Source organism: Arthrobacter sp. 05N425 (assembly GCF_056397125.1).
On record NZ_JBFTMU010000010.1, the window covers coordinates 62,946 to 84,445 of the forward strand.

Annotated in this window: 22 protein-coding genes; 9 read left to right on the forward strand and 13 right to left on the reverse strand. The window is 69.3% G+C overall.

Features of this window, described 5'->3' with window-relative positions:
- Positions 1-34 precede the first annotated feature (34 nt).
- The 3 genes from AC1DGE_RS13125 to AC1DGE_RS13135 all read left to right on the forward strand — a co-directional run bounded on the left by AC1DGE_RS13125 (position 35) and on the right by AC1DGE_RS13135 (position 2,840).
- Positions 35-715 carry a DUF4245 domain-containing protein gene (locus AC1DGE_RS13125; protein WP_476917593.1) on the forward strand — a complete coding sequence of 227 codons (681 nt, stop codon included), beginning with the start codon at positions 35-37 and terminating at the stop codon, positions 713-715.
- 9 nt (positions 716-724) lie between these two features.
- A complete protein-coding gene (locus AC1DGE_RS13130; protein WP_441418476.1) occupies positions 725-1,339 on the forward strand; it encodes a carbonic anhydrase in 615 nt (204 codons plus the stop codon).
- 64 nt (positions 1,340-1,403) lie between these two features.
- Positions 1,404-2,840 carry a class II fumarate hydratase gene (locus AC1DGE_RS13135; RefSeq protein ID WP_476917588.1) on the forward strand — a complete coding sequence of 479 codons (1,437 nt, stop codon included), beginning with the start codon at positions 1,404-1,406 and terminating at the stop codon, positions 2,838-2,840.
- Between the two features lie 115 nt (positions 2,841-2,955).
- Here the strand turns inward: AC1DGE_RS13135 and AC1DGE_RS13140 are convergent, their stop codons facing one another.
- The 3 genes from AC1DGE_RS13140 to AC1DGE_RS13150 all read right to left on the reverse strand — a co-directional run bounded on the left by AC1DGE_RS13140 (position 2,956) and on the right by AC1DGE_RS13150 (position 4,796).
- Positions 2,956-3,624 carry a VWA domain-containing protein gene (locus AC1DGE_RS13140; protein ID WP_476917589.1) on the reverse strand — a complete coding sequence of 223 codons (669 nt, stop codon included), beginning with the start codon at positions 3,622-3,624 and terminating at the stop codon, positions 2,956-2,958.
- Positions 3,625-3,749: 125 nt separating this feature from the next.
- Positions 3,750-4,220 (reverse strand): NUDIX hydrolase, encoded by a 471-nt coding sequence (locus AC1DGE_RS13145; protein WP_441418479.1) that lies wholly within the window; start codon positions 4,218-4,220, stop codon positions 3,750-3,752.
- Between the two features lie 9 nt (positions 4,221-4,229).
- Positions 4,230-4,796 (reverse strand): prepilin peptidase, encoded by a 567-nt coding sequence (locus tag AC1DGE_RS13150; RefSeq protein ID WP_476917590.1) that lies wholly within the window; start codon positions 4,794-4,796, stop codon positions 4,230-4,232.
- A 96-nt stretch (positions 4,797-4,892) separates the two neighbouring features.
- On the opposite strand from AC1DGE_RS13150, the gene AC1DGE_RS13155 reads away from it, so the two are divergent.
- Positions 4,893-5,540: a GNAT family N-acetyltransferase gene (locus tag AC1DGE_RS13155; RefSeq protein WP_476917591.1), complete on the forward strand. Its 648-nt coding sequence runs from the start codon at positions 4,893-4,895 to the stop codon at positions 5,538-5,540.
- A 209-nt stretch (positions 5,541-5,749) separates the two neighbouring features.
- Here the strand turns inward: AC1DGE_RS13155 and AC1DGE_RS13160 are convergent, their stop codons facing one another.
- Positions 5,750-7,192, reverse strand: a complete 1,443-nt coding sequence (locus AC1DGE_RS13160) for a PhoH family protein (protein WP_476917592.1) — start codon at positions 7,190-7,192, stop codon at positions 5,750-5,752.
- A gap of 235 nt (positions 7,193-7,427) precedes the next feature.
- On the reverse strand, positions 7,428-8,189 hold the full coding sequence (locus AC1DGE_RS13165; RefSeq protein WP_346959534.1) for an isoprenyl transferase: 762 nt from the start codon (positions 8,187-8,189) through the stop codon (positions 7,428-7,430).
- A 256-nt stretch (positions 8,190-8,445) separates the two neighbouring features.
- On the opposite strand from AC1DGE_RS13165, the gene trhA reads away from it, so the two are divergent.
- Complete coding sequence (gene trhA, locus AC1DGE_RS13170) at positions 8,446-9,087, forward strand: PAQR family membrane homeostasis protein TrhA (protein ID WP_441418569.1); 642 nt, start codon at positions 8,446-8,448, stop codon at positions 9,085-9,087.
- Between the two features lie 147 nt (positions 9,088-9,234).
- On the opposite strand, the gene AC1DGE_RS13175 is transcribed toward trhA, so the two are convergent.
- From AC1DGE_RS13175 to mca, 4 genes are all read right to left on the reverse strand, one after another.
- On the reverse strand, positions 9,235-9,912 hold the full coding sequence (locus AC1DGE_RS13175; RefSeq protein WP_476909356.1) for an HAD family hydrolase: 678 nt from the start codon (positions 9,910-9,912) through the stop codon (positions 9,235-9,237).
- Positions 9,909-12,104 (reverse strand): thioredoxin domain-containing protein, encoded by a 2,196-nt coding sequence (locus AC1DGE_RS13180; protein WP_476909357.1) that lies wholly within the window; start codon positions 12,102-12,104, stop codon positions 9,909-9,911. Before AC1DGE_RS13180 ends, AC1DGE_RS13175 begins: the two co-directional genes overlap by 4 nt.
- Positions 12,082-12,426: a hypothetical protein gene (locus AC1DGE_RS13185; RefSeq protein ID WP_476893257.1), complete on the reverse strand. Its 345-nt coding sequence runs from the start codon at positions 12,424-12,426 to the stop codon at positions 12,082-12,084. Before AC1DGE_RS13185 ends, AC1DGE_RS13180 begins: the two co-directional genes overlap by 23 nt.
- Positions 12,427-12,507: 81 nt before the next feature.
- Complete coding sequence (gene mca, locus AC1DGE_RS13190; protein WP_441418486.1) at positions 12,508-13,413, reverse strand: mycothiol conjugate amidase Mca; 906 nt, start codon at positions 13,411-13,413, stop codon at positions 12,508-12,510.
- A gap of 96 nt (positions 13,414-13,509) precedes the next feature.
- Here mca and AC1DGE_RS13195 point away from each other — a divergent pair, with 96 nt between their 5' ends.
- Both AC1DGE_RS13195 and greA read left to right on the forward strand, forming a co-directional pair.
- Positions 13,510-13,968, forward strand: coding sequence for a DUF4307 domain-containing protein (locus tag AC1DGE_RS13195; RefSeq protein ID WP_476893258.1), 459 nt, complete (start codon positions 13,510-13,512; stop codon positions 13,966-13,968).
- A 224-nt stretch (positions 13,969-14,192) separates the two neighbouring features.
- On the forward strand, positions 14,193-14,687 hold the full coding sequence (gene greA, locus AC1DGE_RS13200; protein WP_138769984.1) for a transcription elongation factor GreA: 495 nt from the start codon (positions 14,193-14,195) through the stop codon (positions 14,685-14,687).
- A 78-nt stretch (positions 14,688-14,765) separates the two neighbouring features.
- On the opposite strand, the gene AC1DGE_RS13205 is transcribed toward greA, so the two are convergent.
- The 4 genes from AC1DGE_RS13205 to AC1DGE_RS13220 all read right to left on the reverse strand — a co-directional run bounded on the left by AC1DGE_RS13205 (position 14,766) and on the right by AC1DGE_RS13220 (position 19,050).
- Entirely contained in the window at positions 14,766-15,356 is a 591-nt protein-coding gene (locus tag AC1DGE_RS13205) for a rhomboid family intramembrane serine protease (protein ID WP_441418488.1), read from the reverse strand.
- Between the two features lie 9 nt (positions 15,357-15,365).
- On the reverse strand, positions 15,366-16,604 hold the full coding sequence (gene ilvA, locus AC1DGE_RS13210; protein ID WP_441418489.1) for a threonine ammonia-lyase: 1,239 nt from the start codon (positions 16,602-16,604) through the stop codon (positions 15,366-15,368).
- 3 nt (positions 16,605-16,607) lie between these two features.
- Complete coding sequence (locus tag AC1DGE_RS13215) at positions 16,608-17,951, reverse strand: AI-2E family transporter (protein ID WP_476909358.1); 1,344 nt, start codon at positions 17,949-17,951, stop codon at positions 16,608-16,610.
- A 94-nt stretch (positions 17,952-18,045) separates the two neighbouring features.
- Positions 18,046-19,050, reverse strand: coding sequence for an aldose 1-epimerase family protein (locus tag AC1DGE_RS13220; RefSeq protein WP_441418491.1), 1,005 nt, complete (start codon positions 19,048-19,050; stop codon positions 18,046-18,048).
- Between the two features lie 83 nt (positions 19,051-19,133).
- Here AC1DGE_RS13220 and galT point away from each other — a divergent pair, with 83 nt between their 5' ends.
- Together galT and galK are read left to right on the forward strand one after the other, a co-directional pair.
- Positions 19,134-20,297 carry a galactose-1-phosphate uridylyltransferase gene (gene galT / locus AC1DGE_RS13225; RefSeq protein WP_476909359.1) on the forward strand — a complete coding sequence of 388 codons (1,164 nt, stop codon included), beginning with the start codon at positions 19,134-19,136 and terminating at the stop codon, positions 20,295-20,297.
- On the forward strand, positions 20,294-21,454 hold the full coding sequence (galK, locus tag AC1DGE_RS13230; RefSeq protein ID WP_476909360.1) for a galactokinase: 1,161 nt from the start codon (positions 20,294-20,296) through the stop codon (positions 21,452-21,454). The genes galT and galK overlap by 4 nt, the downstream gene beginning before the upstream one ends.
- Positions 21,455-21,500 lie beyond the last annotated feature (46 nt).

Here is a 21,500-nt window from a genome sequence, read left to right on the forward strand (position 1 = left end):
GTCCGGAATGGGCGACTATAGAGGGGTGAATGAATTGCAGGACACGTCGCCCGAGGCCCCCGGATCGCCCTCCGTTGGTGCAACGCCGGACGGCGAAAGCGCCGCCGGCGAACAGCCCGTCAAGCCCGTCATCCGCGCCGCAGCGGCAAAGCGGGCCAACGCCTCGGTGATCGGTATGATCATCGCGCTGGCCCTGAGCATTGGCGCGTTCCTGCCGGTGGTCTTGATGAACCCTTCGCCTAAGAGCGATGGGTACCGTCCGGACATCAACGTCAGCGCCATCGCGCAAAACGCCGCGGGTGTGGCGGGATTCACACCGGTAACCCCGGAAACCGGCGACACATTCCGCTCGAACTACGCCCGCTGGGAGTCCGGTTCCGGCAGTGGCGTGGCCACCTGGGAGGTCGGCTACCTGACGCCCAAGGAGTCCTTCATCGGGCTGGTTCAGACCCGGCAGGCCAACCCGACCTGGCTGCTTCAGCAGACGAAAAACGCGCCGGTGACCGGGACGCGGACCGCCGGCGGCCGCGACTGGCAGCTGCGCGACACCGGCAAGGGGGAGAAATCCATGGTGCTCGATTACCGCGGGACCACAGTGATCCTGACCGGGCCCGCGCAGCTGGAAGAATTCTCGGTGCTCGCCGCGGCGGTCGTTAAGTCGCTGGAAGGTAACCCGGCAGCCACGGTTTCCCCCTCAGCCACCCCGGCGTCGTAAGGTAGGGCCGTGGCTACTTATCTGACTCCCGCCCTCGCCTGGCGCCGCCTGCGCGAAGGCAATGACCGTTTCGTCGCCGGCGAATCCTCGCACCCGAACCAGGACGCCTCGCGGCGGTCCTCCCTGGTGGAGAACCAGCATCCGTTCGCCGTCATCTTCGGCTGCGCCGACTCGCGCCTGGCCGCCGAAATCATCTTCGACCTGGGCCTCGGCGACGCGTTCGTCGTCCGGACCGCGGGCCAGGTGATCGACGACGCCGTGCTCGGCTCGCTCGAATACAGCATCAGCGTGCTCGGTGTGCCGCTGATCGTGGTCCTTGGCCACGACAGCTGCGGTGCCGTCATCGCCACCAAGGACGCCGTGGAGACCGGCCAGATGCCGGTTGGTTTCATGCGGAGCCTGGTCGAACGGATCACGCCGTCGGTGCTGACCTCGCTGCGCAACGACCAGCACGAGGTCAACGACATGGTGGTGGAGAACGTCAAGCAGACCTCGCAGCGCCTGGTGGACAGTTCCCGGGTGATTTCCGACGCCGTCGGAAGCGGCCGTGCCGCCGTGATCGGGCTTGCGTACAGCCTCGCCGAGGGCCGGGCAGACCTCGTCTCCGGGATCGGTGAGCTCTAGGGGCCTCGTTTCAGTGCCGGTTCATGGTTTTCGGTGCGACGCTTGGGCGGAATAAGCTAGGCCCATGACTTCCACAGCAGACTTGAACACTGAAGAATTCCGCATTGAACACGACACGATGGGCGAAGTCCGCGTTCCCGTGAACGCCCTGTACCGGGCACAGACGCAGCGCGCGGTCGAGAACTTCCCGATCTCCGGCAAGACCTTGGAGCGCGCCCACATCGAGGCCCTCGCCCGTGTCAAGAAGGCTGCAGCCCAGGCGAACGCAGAGCTGGGAGTGCTCGACGGCGAGCTTGCCCAGGCGATTGCGGACGCCGCCGATGAGGTTGCCGCCGGCAAGTACGACGGCGACTTCCCGATCGACGTCTTCCAGACCGGTTCCGGAACCTCCTCGAACATGAACACCAACGAGGTCATCGCCGAGCTGGCGTCCCGCGCGCTCAAGGCAGCCGGCAGCGACAAGGTGGTTCACCCGAACGACCACGTCAACGCCTCGCAGTCCTCCAACGATGTCTTCCCGACGTCGGTCCACGTGGCTGCCACCTCGGCGCTGATCAACGACCTGATCCCGGCGCTGGGCTACCTCGCCGCCTCGCTGGACCGCAAGACGATCGAGTTCAAGGACGTGGTGAAGTCCGGCCGCACGCACCTGATGGACGCCACCCCCGTCACCCTCGGCCAGGAGTTCGGCGGCTACGCCGCGCAGGTCCGCTACGGCATCGAACGCATCAATGCCTCCCTCCCCCGCGTCGCCGAGGTCCCGCTGGGCGGCACCGCCGTCGGCACCGGCATCAACACCCCGGCAGGCTTCCCGGAGCGAGTCATCGAACTCCTCGCCGCCGACACCGGCCTGCCGCTGACCGAGGCCCGCGACCACTTCGAGGCCCAGGCCAACCGCGACGGCCTGATCGAAGCGTCCAGCCAGCTGCGCAACATCGCGATCTCCTTCATGAAGATCAACAACGACCTCCGCTGGATGGGCTCCGGCCCCAACACCGGCCTCGGCGAAATCGCGATCCCGGACCTGCAGCCCGGCTCCTCGATCATGCCCGGCAAGGTCAACCCGGTCATCTGCGAGGCCTCCATCATGGTCTGCGCCCAGGTCATCGGCAATGACACCGCCATCGCCTGGTCCGGCACCAACGGCGCCTTCGAACTGAACGTCGGCATCCCCGTGATGGCCGCCAACCTGCTCGAATCCGTGCGCCTGCTGGCCAACACCAGCCGCGTCATGGCGGACAAGATGATCGATGGCATCACCGCCAACGTGGAGCGCGCCCGCTTCCTCGCCGAAGCCTCGCCGTCCATCGTCACGCCGCTGAACAAGTTCATCGGCTACGAGAACGCCGCCAAGATCGCCAAGAAGGCAGTCGCCGAGGGCCTGACCATCCGCGAGACCGTCGTGGCCATGGGCTTCCTGGAGCGCGGCGAGCTGACCGAAGAGCAGCTCGACACCGCCCTGGACGTCATGTCCATGACGCGTCCGCCGCACAAGGCCTAGTCGCCAGGCTCCGCGGCCCGTAGCGTCCGACGGCGGCCGGCACCTTCCCAGCGGAAGGCGCCGGCCGCCGTCGTGCGTTTAGCCGGCACGGCGCTCATCCAAAAGGCGGGCGGTGCTACTCCAACGGCACCTCTCCTCCCGCGGCGCGGCGTTCCTCCGCGGTGTAAGCAGAGTAGGCAGCGGCTTCGTCCAGGCTGGCACCCGCCATGCGGGCTTCCCGGAGCCGCCGGGTCTTGGCGGACTGGCCGGAGAAGGCGGCGTCCACGTTGCCGGCCGCGTACGTCAAGGCATCCTCGGCCCGGATGCCCAGCCCGTGCGCCGTCAGGACGGCGTCCTGGTTGGCCCCAAGGTAGGTGAACTGCCAGCCCCACTGGTGCTGCTGGCGTTCGACCAGGGCCTTGACCACGGCACCGCTGGCCTCGCGTGAGGCATTTTCGTGGCCGTCGGTGAGCACCGCCACGAGCACGGTGCCCGGGCGCTCCGGTTCGGGCAGCGCCGCCAGCTCAGCGCCGGCCTCCCCGATCAGCCGGACCATGGCGTCGTGCAGGGCCGTAGTGCCGCGCGGCTGGAGCACCAGCGGCGGAACGTCCCGGATGTCCACCGCGGCGTAGACCCGCTCGTAGACGTCGTCGAACTGCGCTAGCGAAAGCTTGCATCGGCCCGCCACCGCCTGCTGCTCGCGGACGAAAGCCGCGAAGCCTCCCACGGTGTCATCGGCGATGGAGCTCATGGAACCGGAGCGGTCCAGGAGGACATAAACGTGCGTCAGTGCTGAATCTGTCATGCTTCCCCATTTCCGGCCCGGGCGTGCCCGGGCCACTGTCGCCAGCTGGGAGAGCTGGATGGAAGCAGGCTATGGCCGGGCTGTGACAATCATGTCCGCGGTCCGGCCGGGCGGACCGGCCTACGTCAGCTCCGGAAGTGCGCCGCGCCGTCCGGATCCCGGGCTTGTTCGATCGATTCCAGATGCCCGGGCATCAGCTCGGGGAATTCTTCGGGCCGGAACCAGCCCACGGCGAGGGATTCGTCGTCGTTGACGCGCGCCTCCCCGGAGACATAACGGCAGCGGAACACGAGCGTCAGGAAGTGGCAGACGTCGCCATTCGGGTAGGTGGTGGGACCAACGGCGTCCACCGAGACCAGCCTTTCGGCAACGGCCACCACGCCGGTTTCCTCCAGGACTTCGCGCAGCAGGCCCGGCGCGGGCTCCTCGCCCGGTTCCAGGATCCCGGTGATCAGGCCCCACCGGCCGTTGTCGGCGCGCTGGCCGAGCAGGACCCGGCCGGCGTCGTCGAAGACCACGGCGCAGGCGCCGGGAATCCAGAGGGGTTCCTGGCCGATCTTCTCACGCAGTTTCAGGATGAATTCAGGGGTGGCCATCCCGCCAGCCTAACCTCCGGGCAACAGCATCGCGGCCGCAGTCCCGGCCAGCATGAAGGGGCCGAACGGAATGTCCGACTTCAGCGTTCCGCGCCGCGAAACGAGCAACGCCATACTCCAGAGTCCGCCGAACAGGAACGCCGCAAACGTTCCGGCAAAGACCTGCCCCCAGCCGAGGAACCCGAGGTACATGCCCAGTACGCCGGCGAGCTTGACGTCGCCAAAGCCCATCCCCGGCGGATAGACGGCCCGCAGGATGAAGTAGAACAGCCAGAGGACGGCCCCGCCGGCCACGACCCGGAGCCCCGGCACGCCGAACAGCCCGGCCCCGCCGTCCTGCGCTGACGCTAACGCTGCGGCCGGGACCCCCGCCACCGCCTGCGCCGCGGCAGCGCCGACCAGGAGCACGCCCGCGACCGCGTAGGAGGGAAAGATGATCCGGTTGGGCAGCAAGTGGTGCCGCACGTCGATGACCGTCAGCCGGGCAGCCATGACGGCGAAGTACGCGCACGCCAGCAGCGCCAGCCAGAAGGCCAGCGGGGCGGCTCCCCCAAGTTCGCCGAGTCGATGGATCACCCTCGGATGCTACTGGATTTTGCCGTGTCCGTGCCGCTCCCCGCCAGGGTCGGCGTGTGACTGGCGGCCACCGCGCCCCGCCGTTAGGCTTCCGGGATGACCGCGCCCGACTCCTACTGGCCCCCGTTCGCCCTCTCGCTGGCCACGCCCCGCCTCACGCTCCGGCCCATCCGCGACGAGGACATCCCGGCCGCGGTGCGGGCAGCCCTGAGCGGCGTCCACGAACCAGGCCGCAGCCCGTTCAGCCGGCCTTGGGCGGAAATGCCGGCCCGGGAGCTCGGCCCGAACATGGCGCAGTGGTACTGGCGCTGCCGCGGGAATATGTCCCCGCAGGAATGGACCCTGCTGCTGGGCGTCTGGCACGACGGCGAGTTCGTCGGCTGCCAGGACGTCGAAGCCAAGGACTTCGCCACCCTGAAGACGGTCAGCACCGGCTCCTGGCTCCGACAAAGCGTCCAGGGCCGCGGACTGGGCAAGGAAATGCGGGCCGCCGTCGCCCTCTACGCCTTTGACTGGCTCGGCGCCGAAGTCGCCGAATCCGAGGCGGCGGCCTGGAACCAGCGGTCGCTCGGCGTCTCCCGCTCCCTCGGCTACGAGCTCAACGGCATCACCCGCGCCAACTGGGGCGGCGAACTCCAGGACTCCCAACGGGTCCGCCTCACCCCCGCCACCTTCAAACGCCCCGACTGGACCCTGGAAGTCCAAGGCCACGACCCCACCGCGAAGTTCCTGGGCATCGGATAACCCGAGGCGAATTTGCGGCCCCGCGCAGATGGGAAGCTCGCCAGCCGCGCCGCGGGCCTTTCGCGTAGTCGCGCATCGCGGCACATCGGCCCCCCAGAGGTCGCCCGCGACCGTCGGGGCCGATGGGACGTGTCTAAGCGACGGCGAAAGGGCCGTGGCGGGCGAACCCGACCACGGCCCCAAACCCAGGCGAGCTGAAATCGACAGAGCTAGATCTCCGCCCCCTCGAGCATGTCCGTCACCAACGCAGCGATCGGCGAGCGCTCGGAACGGGTGAGGGTGATGTGGCCGAAGAGCGGGTGGCCCTTGAGGGTTTCGACGACGGCTGCCACGCCGTCGTGCCGTCCCACCCGGAGGTTGTCGCGCTGGGCGACGTCGTGGGTCAGCACGATTTTGGAGTTCTGGCCGATCCGGCTCATCACGGTGAGCAGGACGTTCTTCTCGAGGGATTGCGCCTCGTCCACGATCACGAACGCGTCGTGGAGTGAACGCCCGCGGATGTGCGTGAGCGGCATGACTTCGAGCATGCCGCGGTCCATGACCTCCTCCACCACTTCCTCGCTGACCAACGCGCCCAGGGTGTCGAAGACGGCCTGCGCCCAGGGGTTCATCTTCTCGGACTCGGAGCCGGGCAGGTAGCCGAGTTCCTGGCCGCCGACGGCGTAGAGCGGCCGGAACACGATTACCTTGCGGTGCTCCCGCCGTTCCAGGACGGCTTCCAGGCCGGCGCACAGGGCCAGCGCGGACTTGCCGGTGCCGGCCCGCCCGCCGAGGGACACGATGCCCACGGACGGGTCCATCAGCAGGTCGATCGCGAGCCGCTGCTCGGCCGAGCGTCCGTGCAGGCCAAAGACGTCCCGGTCCCCCTTGACCAGGCGGACCTGCTTGTCGGCTCCGACCCGGCCCAGGGCGGAGCCGCGGTTGGAGAGAAGCACCAGGCCGGTGTTCACCGGAAGTTCGGCCGCGGCCGGGATGAAGACCGGTTCGTGGCCGTAGAGCGTGGCCAGCTCGTCCTCGGCGGCGTCGATCTCGGCGATGCCGGTCCAGCCGGAGTCCTTGACGAGCTCGTTGCGGTATTCGTCGGCGAGCAGCCCCATCGCGGAGGCCTTGACCCGCATCGGCAGGTCCTTGGACACCACGGTCACGTCGCGGCCCTCGTTGGCGAGGCTCTTGGCGACGGCGAGGATCCGGCTGTCGTTGTCGCCGCCGCGGAATCCGGCCGGGAGTACCTCGGCAGAGATGTGGTTCATCTCGACCATCAGGGTGCCGCCGTCGTTGCCCAGCGGGATCGGGCGGTCCAGGCCGCCGTGCTCCACCCGGAGGTCGTCGAGCAGGCGCAGCGCCTTGCGGGCGAAGTAGCCCAGTTCCGGGTCGTGCCGCTTGCCTTCAAGCTCGGTGATGACAACGATCGGCAGGATCACCTCATGCTCGGCGAAGCGCAGCAGCGCCCGCGGGTCCGAAAGCAGCACGGAGGTGTCGATCACGTAGCTTCGGGCGGCCTCCCGGCTTGCTGTTCCTTCCCCGGAAACAGCAAGACCGGCGGCAGCGTCGGAATGCGCTGCGCCGGTCTTGGAAGTGGCTCGCTTGGCGCGAGAGGCAGCTTTCTTGCCCTGGTCGGAAATGACGCCGGGCAGTTCTGCAGAAATAGCCACATCGACTCCAGCCCCGGGCCGCTGGCCCGGAATTGTTATTGGTGAGGCGGCTCGGCCTCAAGGCCGGACGCGGCCTCCCATACATCCGGTGCGAACTTCCGCTCCATGTACTGGCCTCCCCGATCAGCCGGCGGTTTGCCCGCTGATGGGATTAACGTACGTCCACGGCCCGCGCATTGCCGATCTATTTTTCGGCGATTCTTGAATACATCAGGTGAAGCCCGGATGAACCGTGTCAGGAACCGAAGCGGCGCTGCCGGCCGGCGTAGTCGCGCAGCGCGCGGAGGAAGTCCACCTTGCGGAACGCCGGCCACAGGGCCTCGCAGAAGTAGAACTCGCTGTAGGCGCTTTGCCACATCAGGAAGCCGGACAGCCGCTGCTCCCCGGAGGTGCGGATCACGAGGTCGGGGTCGGGCTGGCCGCGGGTGTAGAGGAAACGCGAGATGTCGTCGACGCTGAGTTCGTCGGCCAGCTTGCCGATGTCGGCGCCGCGGGCGACGGCGTCGTGCAGCAGTTCGCGGACGGCGTCCACTATCTCCCGGCGGCCGCCGTAGCCGACGGCGACATTGACGTGGATCTTTTCGTGCACGGGGGTGCGGGCCGTGAGCTTGTTGAGCCGCTCGGCGAGGTAGTCCGGCAGCAGTTCCGGGGCGCCCATGGCGTGCACCGAGATATCGGCGTCTTCGTCGAGGCGGTCCAGGGTGTTGGCGATGATGCCCATCAGCAGGTCCAGCTCTTCGCCGGAGCGGTTCATGTTGTCCGTGGAGAGCATGTAGAGCGTGACGACTTTGATCCCCAGCTCCTGGCACCAGCCGAGGAATTCGTGGATCTTGTCCGCGCCGGCCTGGTGGCCCTGGCTGGTGGGGGCGTTGAACTGCCGGGCCCAGCGCCTGTTGCCGTCGACCATGACGCCGATGTGCTTGGGGACGCGCTCCGGGTCAAGGGACCGCTGGAGGCTGCGCTCGTAGAAGCCATACAGGAACCCGGGCAGTTCCATCCGGAGATTCACCTGGCTTCCTTGAGGTCTGACGTCAGTGCATTCCTAGGCTACCCGCCGGAGGGCAGGTACCGCGCACACCGCGGTCGCGATTTTCCTCCGCGGACCTTGTTACCCGCGGGTAACTTACCGGACCGTAGGTTATTATTGCCGCATGGAGAGCACCAGTCCGGAGCCCGGATCCGAGCGGTCCGCGCACAGCGAAAACAGCCCCAAGGGCCGGGAAAGCAGCCCGGTGGACGACGCCGCCGTCAGGATCGCCGAGCTCCTGATGATCAAGCCGAAATGGCGCGGCTGGATCCACACCGTCACGGCGCCACTGGCCTTTGCCGCAGGCCTGGTGCTGGTACTTCTGGCCCCTACCGCCGAGCTGAAGACCGCCTCGGCGGTCTATGCCTTCACAGGGGTGCTGCTCTTCGGCGTCAGCGCTGTCTACCACCGCGGGAACTGGTCCCCCGGGGTCAAGATCGTGCTGAAGCGGCTGGACCACACGAACATCATGCTGGTGATCGCCGGCAGCTACACACCGCTGGCTTGGGCGCTCCTGGACCGGCCCAAGGCCGTGCTGCTGCTGTGGGTGATTTGGTCCGGCGCGGTGCTCGGGGTGCTCTTCCGCTTGTTCTGGACCCACGCCCCGCGCTGGCTCTACGTGCCGATCTACATCGCCCTGGGTTGCGGGGCCTTGTTCTACCTGCCCGATTTCTTCGCCGCCAGCGCCCCTGCCGCCGTGCTGATCTGCGTGGGCGGCGCCCTCTACATTGCCGGCGCCGTGTTCTACGCGCTGAAGAAGCCGAATTTCAGCTACGAGCACTTCGGCTTCCACGAGCTATTCCATGCCTTCACGGTCTTTGCCTTCGCCGCGCACTACATCGCGATCGCGATCGCCGTCCTGGGCTGACCGCTGAGCCCGGCCGGGCCGCCGGCCCGCCGGCCGGACTGGATTCTCCCCGCCTTTGAATTCCAGACGCCGGGAATCGCCGGGGTTCCGGCCCGACACACCGGGCGCCCACTCCAAAGTTGGGGAAATCCAGCGCCGGCGCCACCCTCAGCCCGGCCGGCCCGCGGCAATCAACTCCGGGAGCTGGCGCATGTCGTGGAAGACCGTGGTGCCGGGGCCGGCGAGCCATTCCGCGGGGGTCACTCCGCCCGCATAGGCGAACGCGTGCATCCCCGCGGCCCGCGCCGCCTGCACCCCGTAGGCACTGTCTTCGACGACGGCGCAGCGCTCCGGCGCGGTCCGGAGCACCCCGGCCGCATGCAGGAAAAGATCCGGGGCCGGCTTGCCGTTGGCCACCTCCGTGGCACTGAAGATCCGGCCGGCAAAACGGTCTAGCAGCCCGGTCCGGCCCAGTGTCCGCCGCATCTTCGCGTGGCTGCCGCTGGAGGCAACACAGTGCGGAAGCCGGAGCCGGTCCAGGGCCTCCTCCACGCCGTCGACGGTGGTGAGCTCGCGTTCGAAGGCATCGTGGTACCACGTCTGGTAGGTCCTGTCCCAGCCTTCGGCCAGTTCGATGCCCAGTTCCCGTTCGACGGTGGCGATGAAGTTGGCCTCGCTCCGGCCGACGAAGCGCCGCACGATTTCCTCGATCTCCAGCTCCCAGCCAAGGTCGGCCAGGACCCGCTGGTCCACCTGGACCGAGATCACCTCCGAGTCCACCAGGACGCCGTCGCAGTCAAAGACCACCAGGTCAAAGGGAGCCGGGTCCCCCGGGGCAAATGTCATTCCGCCATGGTAGCCAGCCGGGCACGGAGCGCGGCGACCGAACCCGCCGGAAGGTCGCAGACCATGCCGCGGCACAGGTAGACCTGCGGCGACCCGCCCGGCCCCGCAGTGCGGCCGCGGAGCAGGGGGACCTGGCCGCCCCCGGCGTCCCCTGCCGGGTCCTGGAGCGCAATCACCAGTCCCGGGCTGGGCGAGAGCAGCAGCGCGCGGTGCAGCGCCGTCCGCTCCGGCGTGTCGGCCCCGACGACGGCGGCTTCCACCGGGCCCGCCAGCGCGGCCCGCGCCGTGGCCAGCAGCCACCCGGCCACCCGGGGTGCGTTGGTGGCTAGCGGCGGCAGCAGGGACAGGATGTTTCCGGCCATGGCGCGGCGCTCCGAGGATCCGGACAGCGCGGCAGAGGACAGCAGGACCCCGGCAAATGCGGCCGCACCGCTGGGGGTGGCGTTGTCGAAGGGATCCATTCCGGCCCGGCCCCCCTGGGCGTTGAGGACCTGTGCTGATTCCCCGGCGGCGTCTCGCAGCGCCCCACCGGCCGCGAACCGGGTGCAGGCGGACGCCAGGATGGCCTCGGCCAGGGCATACCATCGCGTCCGCCCGGAGACGGCGTAAAGCGCGAACAGGCCCTCCACGCAAAAGGCGTAGTCCTCCAGCAGGCCGCCGATCCCGCGGGCAGACCCGTCGTGGGACACCCGGAGCAGCCGGCCGGGCTCCCCGCCCTGACCCGGGGTCCAGTGCACCCGTTCCAGGTAGCCGGCGATCCGCTCGGCCGCGCCAAGCAATTCGGGGCGGCCCAGCACGGCACTGGCCTCGGCCAACGCCGCGAGGGCCAGCCCGTTCCAGCCGGCCACCACCTTGTCATCCCGGGCAGGCTGCGGCCGCGCCGCGCGGGCCAGCCGCAGCACGGGCCGGACCCGCTGCCACAACGCGCCTTCCGGGCCGTCCAGCGCGTGGCCGGGATGCAGCGGCGACCCGGCTGCGGACACGGTGCCTGCGTCGGAGACATGCATCAGCCGGGCCACGGCGGCGCCGTCCGCGGGCCCCAGCAGCTCCGCCAGTTCTCCGGGGGTCCACAGATAGCTGGCGCCCTCGGAGTGCACCCCGTCCACCACGGTGTCCGCATCGAGGGACGACGCAAGCGCCGCCGGGCCTTCGGCGCCGCCTTGGCTAGCTTGCGCCGCCGCACCGGCCAGGCCCAGCGAGTCGAGCATCCAGTCCGCGGTGCTGCCCGCGACGGCGGCGGCCTCCGCGGCCGGGTACCCGTCCGTGCCGCCGAGACGGGCCCAGTGGACGTAGACGCGAAGTAACTGGGCGTTGTCGTAGAGCATCTTCTCGAAGTGCGGCACGGACCAGTCGCGCGTCACGGAGTAGCGGGCAAAGCCGCCGTCGAGCTGGTCGAACAGTGCCGAACGCGCCATCGCGGCGAGCGTGCGGCCCGCCACGTCCCGGGCCGCCTCCGCAGTGTCGGAGGCCGTGGCTGCGTGCCGGATCAGGAACTCCAGGACGGCCGACGGCGGGAATTTGGGCGCGGCGCCGAAGCCTCCCGCGGCATCTTCGGAGCGGGCCAGGGCGCGCACCGCCGCGGAAATCAGGGCCGGGTCGAGGACGGCCGCGGGCGCGTCCAAGCGGACGGCGGACGCGGACTGCGCGGCGGCGATGCCGCGCGCCAGCGTGGCGGCGTTCTGCTCGACGGCGTCGCGGCGTTCCAGCCAGGCCTCGCGGACGGCTTCCAGCACCTGGCGGAAGGAGGGCCTGCCGGGCATCGGCCGCGGCGGGTAGTAGGTGCCGGCGTGGAAGGCCCGGCCGTCAGGCAGCAGGAAGACTGACATCGGCCAGCCGCCCTCGCCGCTGATGGCCTGCGTGGCGGCCATGTAGACGGCGTCGACGTCGGGGCGTTCCTCCCGGTCCACCTTCACGGGGACGAAGTTGGCGTTCAGGAAGTCGGCGGTGTCCTGGTCTTCGAAGGACTCGCCGGCCATGACATGGCACCAGTGGCAGGCGGCGTAGCCGATCGACAGGAACACCGGAACGTCGCGGGCCGCGGCGAACGCGAACGCTTCGTCGCCGAAGGGTTGCCAGTGCACGGGGTTGCCGGCGTGCTGGCGGAGATAGGCGGAGGGTTCCCCGCCCAGGGCGTTGGCCGCCCAGGGTGAGGCATCGGAGGCGCCGCGGTCAGCGGTTCCCGGACCCTGCATCACCGTTGGCTTCCGGCCGGATGTCCGCGCCGTCGCCGGTTTGCGGGTAGCCCCCCAGGCTGCCACCCCCGGGCTGCCCGGCCTGGACCTGTCCGGCTTCCTCGGCGGCGGCCCGCTCTTCCTCCACCTGCGCCCGGTAACGGACCCGACGGATCCGGCGCACCATGTCCACAATCAGCAGCGCCGTTAGCACCACGATGAACGCGGTCAGCAGGAAACCCAGCAGGCCCGGGGTGACCTGGTCCTGGTCGAGTCCCGGGCGCAGCGACGGCGTCGGTGTCGGTGCCGGGGAAGCCGCCAGGGCGATGAACAAGGAATGCACGGTGGGAACCTTCTGTGGGGAACGTCTTTTGCGGGTCTTCCGGTACCACTCTTCTACGCGGCATAGAAGTCCCTGCTGGAACTATCTTAGCCCGGCAAAGAAGTCCGTCTCGGGCACGTCGGTGGGGACCCGGGACTGGATCAGCGAGTAGTCCTCCCACGGCCAGGTCTGCCGCTGCATTGCCGGCGTCACCGCGAAGAAGAAGCCCTCCGGATCGATCTGGGTGCGGTGCGAGCGCAGGGCGTCGTCGCGGGCCTCGAAGAAGTCCCCGCACTCGATCTGGGTGGTGGTGGGGTGCGTGGGCGCGGGCGGGGTGTGCCCTTCCGCGTCCGCCTCAAGCCAGGCCGCGAGCCGCTCGGCGTACGGCGACTGCAGGCCGGCTTCCTCGAGAGCGTAGTGCAGGGCGCGGAAGCGTTCGGGACTGAACGCACGGTCGTAGTAGAGCTTGCTGGGTGCCCAGGCTTCGCCGGTTCCGGGGTAGCGTGCCGGGTCGCCGGCGGCTTCGAAGGCCTCGACGGCGACCCGGTGCGCCATGATGTGGTCCGGGTGCGGATAGCCGCCGTTCTCGTCGTAGCTAAGGATGACCTGCGGCTTGAAGTGGCGGACCAGACGGACCAGCGGGGCGGCGGCCCGCTCCAGCGGCAGCGTGGCGAACGAGCCGACCGGAAGCGGAGGCAGCGGGTCGCCTTCGGGCAGGCCGGAGTCGACGAAGCCCAGCCAGCGCTGGCGGATTCCGAGGACCTTGGCCGCGTTGTCCATCTCCAGCCGGCGGGCGCCCGCCATGTCCCGTTTGGGGTGCGGCGCACTCTCCATCGCCGGGTTCTGGATGTCGCCGCGGGAGCCGTCGGTGCAGGTGGCCACCATGACTTCGACGCCGGAGGCGGCGTACATGGCCATCGTCGCGGCGCCCTTGCTGGACTCGTCGTCGGGGTGCGCGTGGACGGCGAGCAGCCGAAGCTTGGCTGACGGGCTGGGGGACGCTGTCATCGTTGGACGGCTCCTCTTTCTTCTGCGGGGTCGGTGCTGCGCGGGCGGAACGGCGGTGCGGAAATTCCCCTGCCCGATCCACACTAAACTGGACTGGTGACTTCCGAGGAGCAGCCTGCCGCGCCCGCGCCGGCACCTACCAGCCTAGCCAATCGCTACGGCGGCCAAAAGCGCACACTGGGCGGCAGGACCAAGCGCAACATCCTGATCGCTGCCCTCGCGGCCGGAATCGGCTTCATGGCGTGGGTTTCGACGTCGGCCTCCACCGAATCCGTCAGCTTCAAGGACATCGGCTACAGCACGCCCGACGCCACCGTGGCCGAGGCGGATTTCCAGGTCACCAAGAATCCGGCCACGGCCGCCAAGTGCGCCGTCAAGGCCCTGGATGCCAAGTTCGCCGTCGTCGGCTGGAAGGTCGTCGACGTCGGTCCCAACGCCGTCGATGCCGGCGCCGACGGCGGCCGCACCACCGTGCACCGGGTGACCATCCGCACCGAATCGCAGGCCGTGTCCGCCGTCGTGGACAACTGCTGGATTCCGGACGCCTCGAAGTAGCCGCATCCCGAAGGAATCGGGCCCGGAACCCGGGCCCGGGCAGGGCTCAAGGCGTAACACAGTGTGATCTGCGCCGCAGCGGTTCTTGGGTTTATCCACAGCATTGACTACAATGGATCAATACCCCTGCCCCGCTGAGCTGGTTACTGAGATCCATAAGTGGCCACCGTGGCGGGGTCTTTGCTTGTTTGACCAGCTTGTTTGACCATCAAAAGGAGAAGTCCGTGTCGACCACCAACAGCGCAACTGCAGCTTGGCTTACCCAGGAAGCTTTTGACCGCCTGAAGGCAGAGCTGGACCACCTCTCCGGCGCCGGGCGTGCAGACATCGTTCAGAAGATCGAAGCCGCCCGCCAGGAAGGCGACCTCAAGGAGAACGGCGGCTACCACGCGGCCAAGGAAGAGCAGGGCAAGATCGAGGCCCGCATCCGCCAGCTGACCGTGCTGCTCCGCGATGCACACGTGGGCGAGGCCGCTGCCGACGACGGCATTGTCGAGGCCGGCATGATCGTCGTGGCGAAGATCGCCGGGGACGAAGAGACCTTCCTGCTGGGCTCCCGCGAGATCGCCGGCGACTCCGAGCTGGACGTCTTCAGCGAGAAGTCCCCGCTGGGTTCCGCCATCGTCGGCCACAAGGAAGGCGACAAGCTCAGCTACACCGCCCCGAACGGCAAGGACATCACGGTGGAGATCATCTCCGCCAAGCCGTACGTCGGCTAACGGCACCAGTGCTCGACGCCGGCCCTCCCCTGCAACGGGAAGGCCGGCGTCGCCGTTTAATTACCGCATCGTCTCTAACTACCGGCGCCGGCTCAGCAGCAGGGCCGCGACGACGCCGCCGGCGGCCCCGCCCAGGTGCGCCTGCCAGGAGACGTAGCCCGCCACGATGGGCAGCATGCCGAAGAGGATGCCGCCGTAGGCCAAAAAGAGCACCAGCGAGAGCAGGATCTGGCCCCAGTGGCGGTTGAAGAAGCCCCGTACCAGCAGGAACGCGAAGAGCCCGAAGACCAGCCCGGACGCTCCCACCGTGATGTTGAACCCGCCGATCAGCCACACCGCCGCTCCCGAGCCGAGCCAGCTGGAGGCCAGCGCCGTGGCGAAGACCCGCACGCCGGACAGGAACACCAGGAACCCGAAAATGATCAGCGGCAGGGTGTTGGAGAGCAGGTGGGCCAGGTTGGCGTGCAGCAGCGGGAAGGTCAGGATGTCCAGCAGCCCGTCGGCGGAGCGCGGGCGCAGTCCGAAGGTGGCGTTCAGCGAATGCATCGTCAGGGAGTTGACGATCTCGATCGCGTAGAGCAACAGCACGAAGGAGCCCACCACCAGCAGGCCCAGCCGGGCCCGGGCAGCGGGGGTATCCCGCCGCTCGGCCTTGGACGCTTCTAGCACGGCGGCCGCCTAGTGCACCACGATCGGCTGGAATCCTTCGGCCCGGAGCGCGCCGAGGACCTGCTCGCAGTGCTCGTGGCCCTTGGTTTCCAGGTTGACGGTGATGGAGACGTCGCCCATGCTGATCGAGCCGCCCACCCGGGTGTGGTCCAGCCCGGTCACGTTCGCGTCGTTTTCGGCGATGATCCGGGCGATGGTCGCGAGCGAGCCGGGCCGGTCGTCCAGCATCATCCGCACGGTCATGTAGCGGCCGGCAGCGGAGAGGCCGCGCTGGATGACCTTGAGCATGAGCATCGGATCGATGTTGCCGCCGGAGAGCACGACGGCGGTGGTCCCGGGGTTTTCGATCTTGCCTTCCATCAGGGCGGCCACGCCCACGGCGCCGGCCGGTTCGACCACCATCTTGGCCCGTTCCAGCAGGAAGATCAGCGCCCGGGCCAGCGCGTCCTCGCTGACGGTGACGACGTCGTCGACGAGCTCGCGGATGATGCTGAAGGGCAGCTGCCCCGGCCGGCCGACGGCGATGCCGTCCGCCATGGTGGAGACGCGCTTGAGCGGGACGAGGGCGTCGGCGGCGAGTGAGGGCGGGTAGGCGGCGGCGTTTTCGGCCTGCACGCCAATGATCCGGATCTCCCGGCCGAGTTCCTTGGCCCTTGCCTTCACTGCCACCGCGACGCCCGCCAGCAGGCCGCCGCCGCCGACGCCCATCAGGATGGTGTCCACGTTCGGGATCTGCTCGAGGATTTCCAGTCCCACGGTGCCCTGGCCGGCCACGACGTCGACGTCGTCGAAGGGGTGCACAAAGACGGCGCCCGATTCGTCCGCGTAGCGCTTGGCCTCGGCCAGCGCCTCGTCGACGTTGTGGCCGTGCAGCACCACCTCGGCGCCGTGGCTGCGCGTCGCGGCAAGCTTGGGCAGGGCGACGCCGAGCGGCATGTAGATGCGGGCCTTGATGCCGAGGGACTTCGCCGCCACGGCCACGCCCTGGGCGTGGTTGCCGGCCGAGGCCGCGACGACGCCGCGTTTCTTCTCCTCGGCGGAGAGCTTGGCCATCCGGACGTAGGCGCCGCGCACCTTGAAGGAACCGGCGCGCTGCAGGTTCTCGCACTTGAAGTAGACGTCGCCGCCGGCGATGCTGCCCAGCGCCCGGGAGGACTCCACCGGGGTCCGCGTAATAATCCCGTCGAGCAGCTTCTGCGCCTCCAGGACATCGTCCAACGTGACGGGCAGGCTCTCGAGGGTATTCACGAACTAGTCTCCTTTAGGGGTTCCGGCGTCGGCGCCAGGGCGGTGGACCTCCCTGAAGCCCGGGTCCTGGCCGGCGCCGGCAAGGGCAGGGGCTCCCTGCGGGCTTGCGGCTGCCAGCTCTCCATCATGTTCCCACGTTCTGGCCGCAATGTACCGAATGGCCGAGTTTGCTACGGCGAGGATCGGCACGGAGAACAGGGCGCCCGGGATGCCGGCGAGGTAGGAACCCGCGGCGACGGACAGGATGACGGCGACCGGGTGGAGCGAGACGGCCTTGCCCATGACCAGGGGCTGCAGGATATGGCCTTCCAGCTGCTGGACCAGCAGCACAATACCGACCATGATGAGGGCGTTGACCAGGCCGTTGGCCACAAGGGCCAGCAGCACGGCTACTGCGCCGGTGACGAGTGCGCCGACCAGCGGGATGAACGAACCGATGAACACCAGCACGCCAAGCGGCAGGGCCAGCGGGACGCCGATGATCGCTGCTCCGACACCGATCCCCAGGGCATCCACGAAGGCCACGAACATCTGGATCCGGGTGTAGCTGACCATTGAGGTCCAGCCGCGCCGGCCGGCGCCGTTGACGGCCGGACGGGCCTTCCGCGGCATCAGCCGGACCAGGAACCCCCAGATCCGTTCGCCTTCGAGCAGGAAGAAGATCGTGACGAACAAGGCAATCAGGAGCCCGGCGGCGAAATGCCCGGCGGTGCTGCCGAAGGTCAGCGCGCCGCTGAGGATGCTGCTGCTGTTCTTCTGCAGCGCGTCGGCTCCTTCCTTGACGTAGGTGTCGATCTGGGCGGCAGTCAGGTGCAGCGGGCCGTCGGCCAGCCAGGTCTGGACCTGTTGCAGGCCCGTAAGCGCCTGGCTCCAGAGCTCGCCGAAGCCGGCGGTGAGCTGGCGGCCGACGAGGGCGAGCGCGCCGGCGATAACCCCGATGAAGCCGAGCAGGGTGATGGCGACGGCGGCGCCGTTGGGCACCCGGCGCCTGCGCAGCCAGCGGGTGACCGGGCTGAGCAGTCCGGCCAGCAGGGCGGCGACCATCACCGGGATGATGAGGAAGCTGATTTTGCTGAGCAGCCAGACGAGCACGCCGGTGACAAGCAGGATCAGGCCGATCCGCCACGCCCACGACGCCGCAATCCGCACGCCGTAGGGGATGTCCTCGTCCAGTTCCCGGTCGCTGCGGGCCCGCGGTGCCGTCGGGGCAGCGCCCGGCACCGGGCCGGCAGGCACTCCGGCAGCTACGCTGGCGGCGGGGCCGGCAGGAGGGGCGGAAAGCCTGGGCGCGGCATATCCGGGGAGCTCGGAGTCGGGTCGTTGGGTGGCGTCCTCAGCTGGCGTCATAGCCCCATAATTCCCTAGTGCGGCGCGCAAAGGAAACGGCGCGGAACGAGCCGAGGTATCCGGGCAAGGGTACGGGCAGCGGGGCTTTGGCCGGCTAGCTGCCGAGGGAGGCAGTAATTCCCCAGCTCATTGTGAAGGACTCCCCCGCAGGCAGCCAGCCCAGGCCGTCGCCGCTGTTGAAGGCGTTGGCCGGTCCGGTCATGGGCTCAAGCGCCACGGCCGTGGTCCGGCCCGGGAACTTGCCGGTGACGAAGACGTGGACGTAGCGGCAGTGCTCGTCCTGCCAGAGGCTTACGCTGCGGCCGTCGGCGGCGCGCAGTGTGCTGCGTGCCAGGCCGCCGTCAAAGTCCAGGTCCGTGTACGCGCAGTCCAGGTCGAGGTCCCCGGCGAGCCGGCCTGCCCGGAGGTCGAAGTCGCCGGCGACCGGCTCGGTACTGCGCGGAATCAGGCGCTCGTCGGTCACCAGCCGGGTGCGGCCGCTGACGGTCACGGTGAGTTCTTCGCTCGGCACCTCCCCCAGCCGCAGGTACGGGTGCGCGCCGAGGACGAAGGGGGCCGGCTCCTGCGAATCGTTGATCAGCGTCTGGCGGACGGTGAGCCCCAGGTCCTCCTCCAGTTCGTAGCGCACCCGGTGCCGCAGCAGGAACGGGTAGCCGTGCTGCGGAAACACAGCCGCCTCAAGGGTCACGGAGAATTCCGATTCCTCCACCAACTCGTAGGAGGCGTTCCGCAGCAGCCCGTGGCTGGCATTGTTTCTGGCCACCTCGGTGATATCGAGCTGCTGTTTCTTCCCGTTGAGGTACCAGATGCCGTCTTCCACGCGGTTTGCCCATGGCGCCAGCGTGATCCCGGTAGCGCCGGGCGGGATGTCGGCGTCGCCGTAGCTCTCGGTCAGTTGGGTGCCCGCACGGCTGTAGAGCCGCAGGCCGGCCGCGAGTTCGGTCACCACGGCCAGGGCGTCGCCCCGGCGCAGTTCGTATTGCCTGCCGCTCGCGTAGCGCCGGGTGGAGGTGCCCGGTCCGCCTGCGGCGGAAATTGCGGCAGCGGAAACTGCGGCGACGGAAGGGTCTGGGGAGGCCGGGGAAGCAGGGAGGTCCATGGGCACCACGGTACCGAACCGTGCGCCCGCCCGTACACGGCGGGGCTTTGCCGGAAAGTCGTGAAGTCTGATCGAATGATGGAATGCGCGCCAACAGCATCACCCAAGGCACCCTCGCCGACGGCCGGGAGCTCTATTACTTCGATGATGCCGCCGGGGAGGCAGCCGCCGATTCAGGCACGCGGCGGCGTCGGCCGCGGGCCCACGACGACCGCCGGGAGCTGGACGGACGGGCCGCCGCCGGCGAGCTGCGCTTCGACGCGCTGACCGGCGAATGGGTGGCGATCGCCGCGCACCGCCAGTCCCGGACGCACCTTCCGCCGGCCGATGAGTGCCCGCTGTGTCCGAGCACCTCGGCCAACCCCTCGGAAATCCCGGCGCCGGACTACGACGTCGTCGTCTTCGAAAACCGCTTCCCCTCGCTGGGCCCCGACCTCGGCCAGCTCCCGGCGCAGCCGGCATGGGGAACCAGCGTGCCGGCGTACGGGCGCTGCGAGGTGGTCTCCTTCACCCCGGACCATACCGGTTCCTTCGGCGGCCTCGGCGAGGTGCGTGCCCGTACCGTGGTGGAGGCCTGGGCCGTCCGCACTGCGGCGCTCAGCGCGCTGCCCGGGATCCGGCAGGTGTTCCCGTTCGAGAACCGCGGCGCGGAAATCGGTGTCACGCTGCACCACCCGCACGGCCAGATCTACGCCTACCCCTACCTGCCGCCGCGCGCGGCCGTGCTGGCCGTCGCCGCGCGGAAACATTACGACGACGCCGGGGGCCGTGACACGCTCACCGGATCGCTGCTGCGCGCCGAGCGCACGGACGGCAGCCGGATGGTCCTCGAGGGCCGGCATTTCAGCGCCTACGTGCCCTTCGCCGCCCGCTGGCCGCTGGAAGTCCACCTCGTCCCGCATCGGCAGGTCCCCGACCTCGCCGCCCTCGACGGCGACGAGAGGGACGAACTCGCACAGCTGTACCTGGACCTACTGCGGCGCCTGGATGCCCTCTACCCCACCCCCACCCCGTACATCGCCGCGTGGCAGCAGGCGCCGCTGGACAGTGTGCTACGCCCCGCCGGCTACCTGCACCTGCAACTGACCTCGCCCCGCCGCGCCGCGGACAAGCTCAAGTACCTGGCCGGCTCGGAGGCAGCGATGGGGGCATTCATCAACGACACCACGCCGGAGGCCGTCGCGGCCCGGCTGCGCGACGCAGCCGCCACGAGTTACCCAGTCCCCACGGAAAGCAGCACCCTATGAACCCCCCGCCGGGCACCAAGGAACTTCGGTCGCGGTTCAAGGAGGTCTTCGGGGCCGCCCCGGACGGCGTTTGGCAGGCCCCGGGGCGGGTCAACCTGATCGGCGAACACACGGATTACAACGAGGGGTTCGTGCTGCCGTTCGCCATCGACCGGACCGCCCGGGTGGCCGTCCGGCTCCGGCCCGACTCCACGCTGCGGATGCTGTCCACGTTCGGAAACCAAGGGCTGACGACGGCGGACGCTTGCGTCCTGGACCCGGCCACGGCCAGGGGCTGGACCAAGTATCCGCTCGGCGTGCTCTGGGCCCTCGAGCAGCGCGGTCTCGCCGTCCCCGGACTGGACCTGCTCCTGGACTCCGACGTGCCGCGGGGAGCCGGGCTGTCCTCCTCGCATGCCATCGAATGCGCCATCATCCTGGCCGTCAACGAGCTGACCGGCGCAGGGCTCAGCGTGGAGGACATGGTCCTGGCCACCCAGCGCGCGGAGAACGACTTTGTCGGAGCCCCCACCGGGATCATGGACCAGTCGGCCTCGCTCCGGGGCGCCGCGGGCCGTGCAGTGTTCCTCGACTGCCGGGACCAGAGCGTCCGGCTGGTGCCGTTCGACGCCGAGGCAGCCGGCCTGGTGCTGCTGGTGATCGACACGAAGGTCTCGCACTCGCATGCCGGCGGTGGCTACGCGGCCCGGCGCGCGTCCTGCGAGCTGGCCGCCGATGTGCTCGGCGTCCGGGCGCTGCGCGACGTCGGGGTCGGGGATCTCGAGGAGGCTGCCGGGCTGCTGGACACGGAAACGTTCCATCGGGTCCGCCACGTCGTCACCGAGAACGACCGCGTGCTGCAGACGGTGGAACGCCTCGAGGGCGAAGGGCCGCAGGCCATCGGCGCGCTGCTGGACGCCTCGCACGCCTCGATGCGGGACGATTTCGAAATTTCCTGCCCCGAATTGGACCTCGCGGTGGACACAGCCCGCGCCGGAGGCGCCATCGGCGCCCGGATGACCGGCGGCGGCTTCGGCGGAGCCGCGATCGCCCTTACCCCGGCAGGCGCGGAGCAGCGGGTGCGTTCCGACGTCGGGCGGGCCTTCGGGCGCGCCGGCTACGCCGCCCCGGAGGTCTTCCGCGTCCGCCCCGCGGCGGGAGCCCGCAGGCTGGACTGAAGCCGGCCTGAAGCCGGCCCGAAGCCGGCCTGAGGCTGGCCCGAGG

Coding starts and splice junctions, on each gene's coding strand:
- AC1DGE_RS13165 (WP_346959534.1), bottom strand. CDS start 8,189: ATGGAACTGCCCGGGTTCCTGTATGGCTTCTACGAGCGCAGCCTCCAG.
- mca (WP_441418486.1), bottom strand. CDS start 13,413: ATGACAGCGTCCCCCAGCCCGTCAGCCAAGCTTCGGCTGCTCGCCGTC.
- AC1DGE_RS13175 (WP_476909356.1), bottom strand. CDS start 9,912: ATGACATTTGCCCCGGGGGACCCGGCTCCCTTTGACCTGGTGGTCTTT.
- AC1DGE_RS13220 (WP_441418491.1), bottom strand. CDS start 19,050: ATGGACCTCCCTGCTTCCCCGGCCTCCCCAGACCCTTCCGTCGCCGCA.
- galT (WP_476909359.1), top strand. CDS start 19,134: ATGCGCGCCAACAGCATCACCCAAGGCACCCTCGCCGACGGCCGGGAG.
- galK (WP_476909360.1), top strand. CDS start 20,294: ATGAACCCCCCGCCGGGCACCAAGGAACTTCGGTCGCGGTTCAAGGAG.
- AC1DGE_RS13140 (WP_476917589.1), bottom strand. CDS start 3,624: ATGACAGATTCAGCACTGACGCACGTTTATGTCCTCCTGGACCGCTCC.
- AC1DGE_RS13215 (WP_476909358.1), bottom strand. CDS start 17,951: ATGACGCCAGCTGAGGACGCCACCCAACGACCCGACTCCGAGCTCCCC.
- AC1DGE_RS13135 (WP_476917588.1), top strand. CDS start 1,404: ATGACTTCCACAGCAGACTTGAACACTGAAGAATTCCGCATTGAACAC.
- AC1DGE_RS13180 (WP_476909357.1), bottom strand. CDS start 12,104: ATGCAGGGTCCGGGAACCGCTGACCGCGGCGCCTCCGATGCCTCACCC.
- AC1DGE_RS13145 (WP_441418479.1), bottom strand. CDS start 4,220: ATGGCCACCCCTGAATTCATCCTGAAACTGCGTGAGAAGATCGGCCAG.
- AC1DGE_RS13155 (WP_476917591.1), top strand. CDS start 4,893: ATGACCGCGCCCGACTCCTACTGGCCCCCGTTCGCCCTCTCGCTGGCC.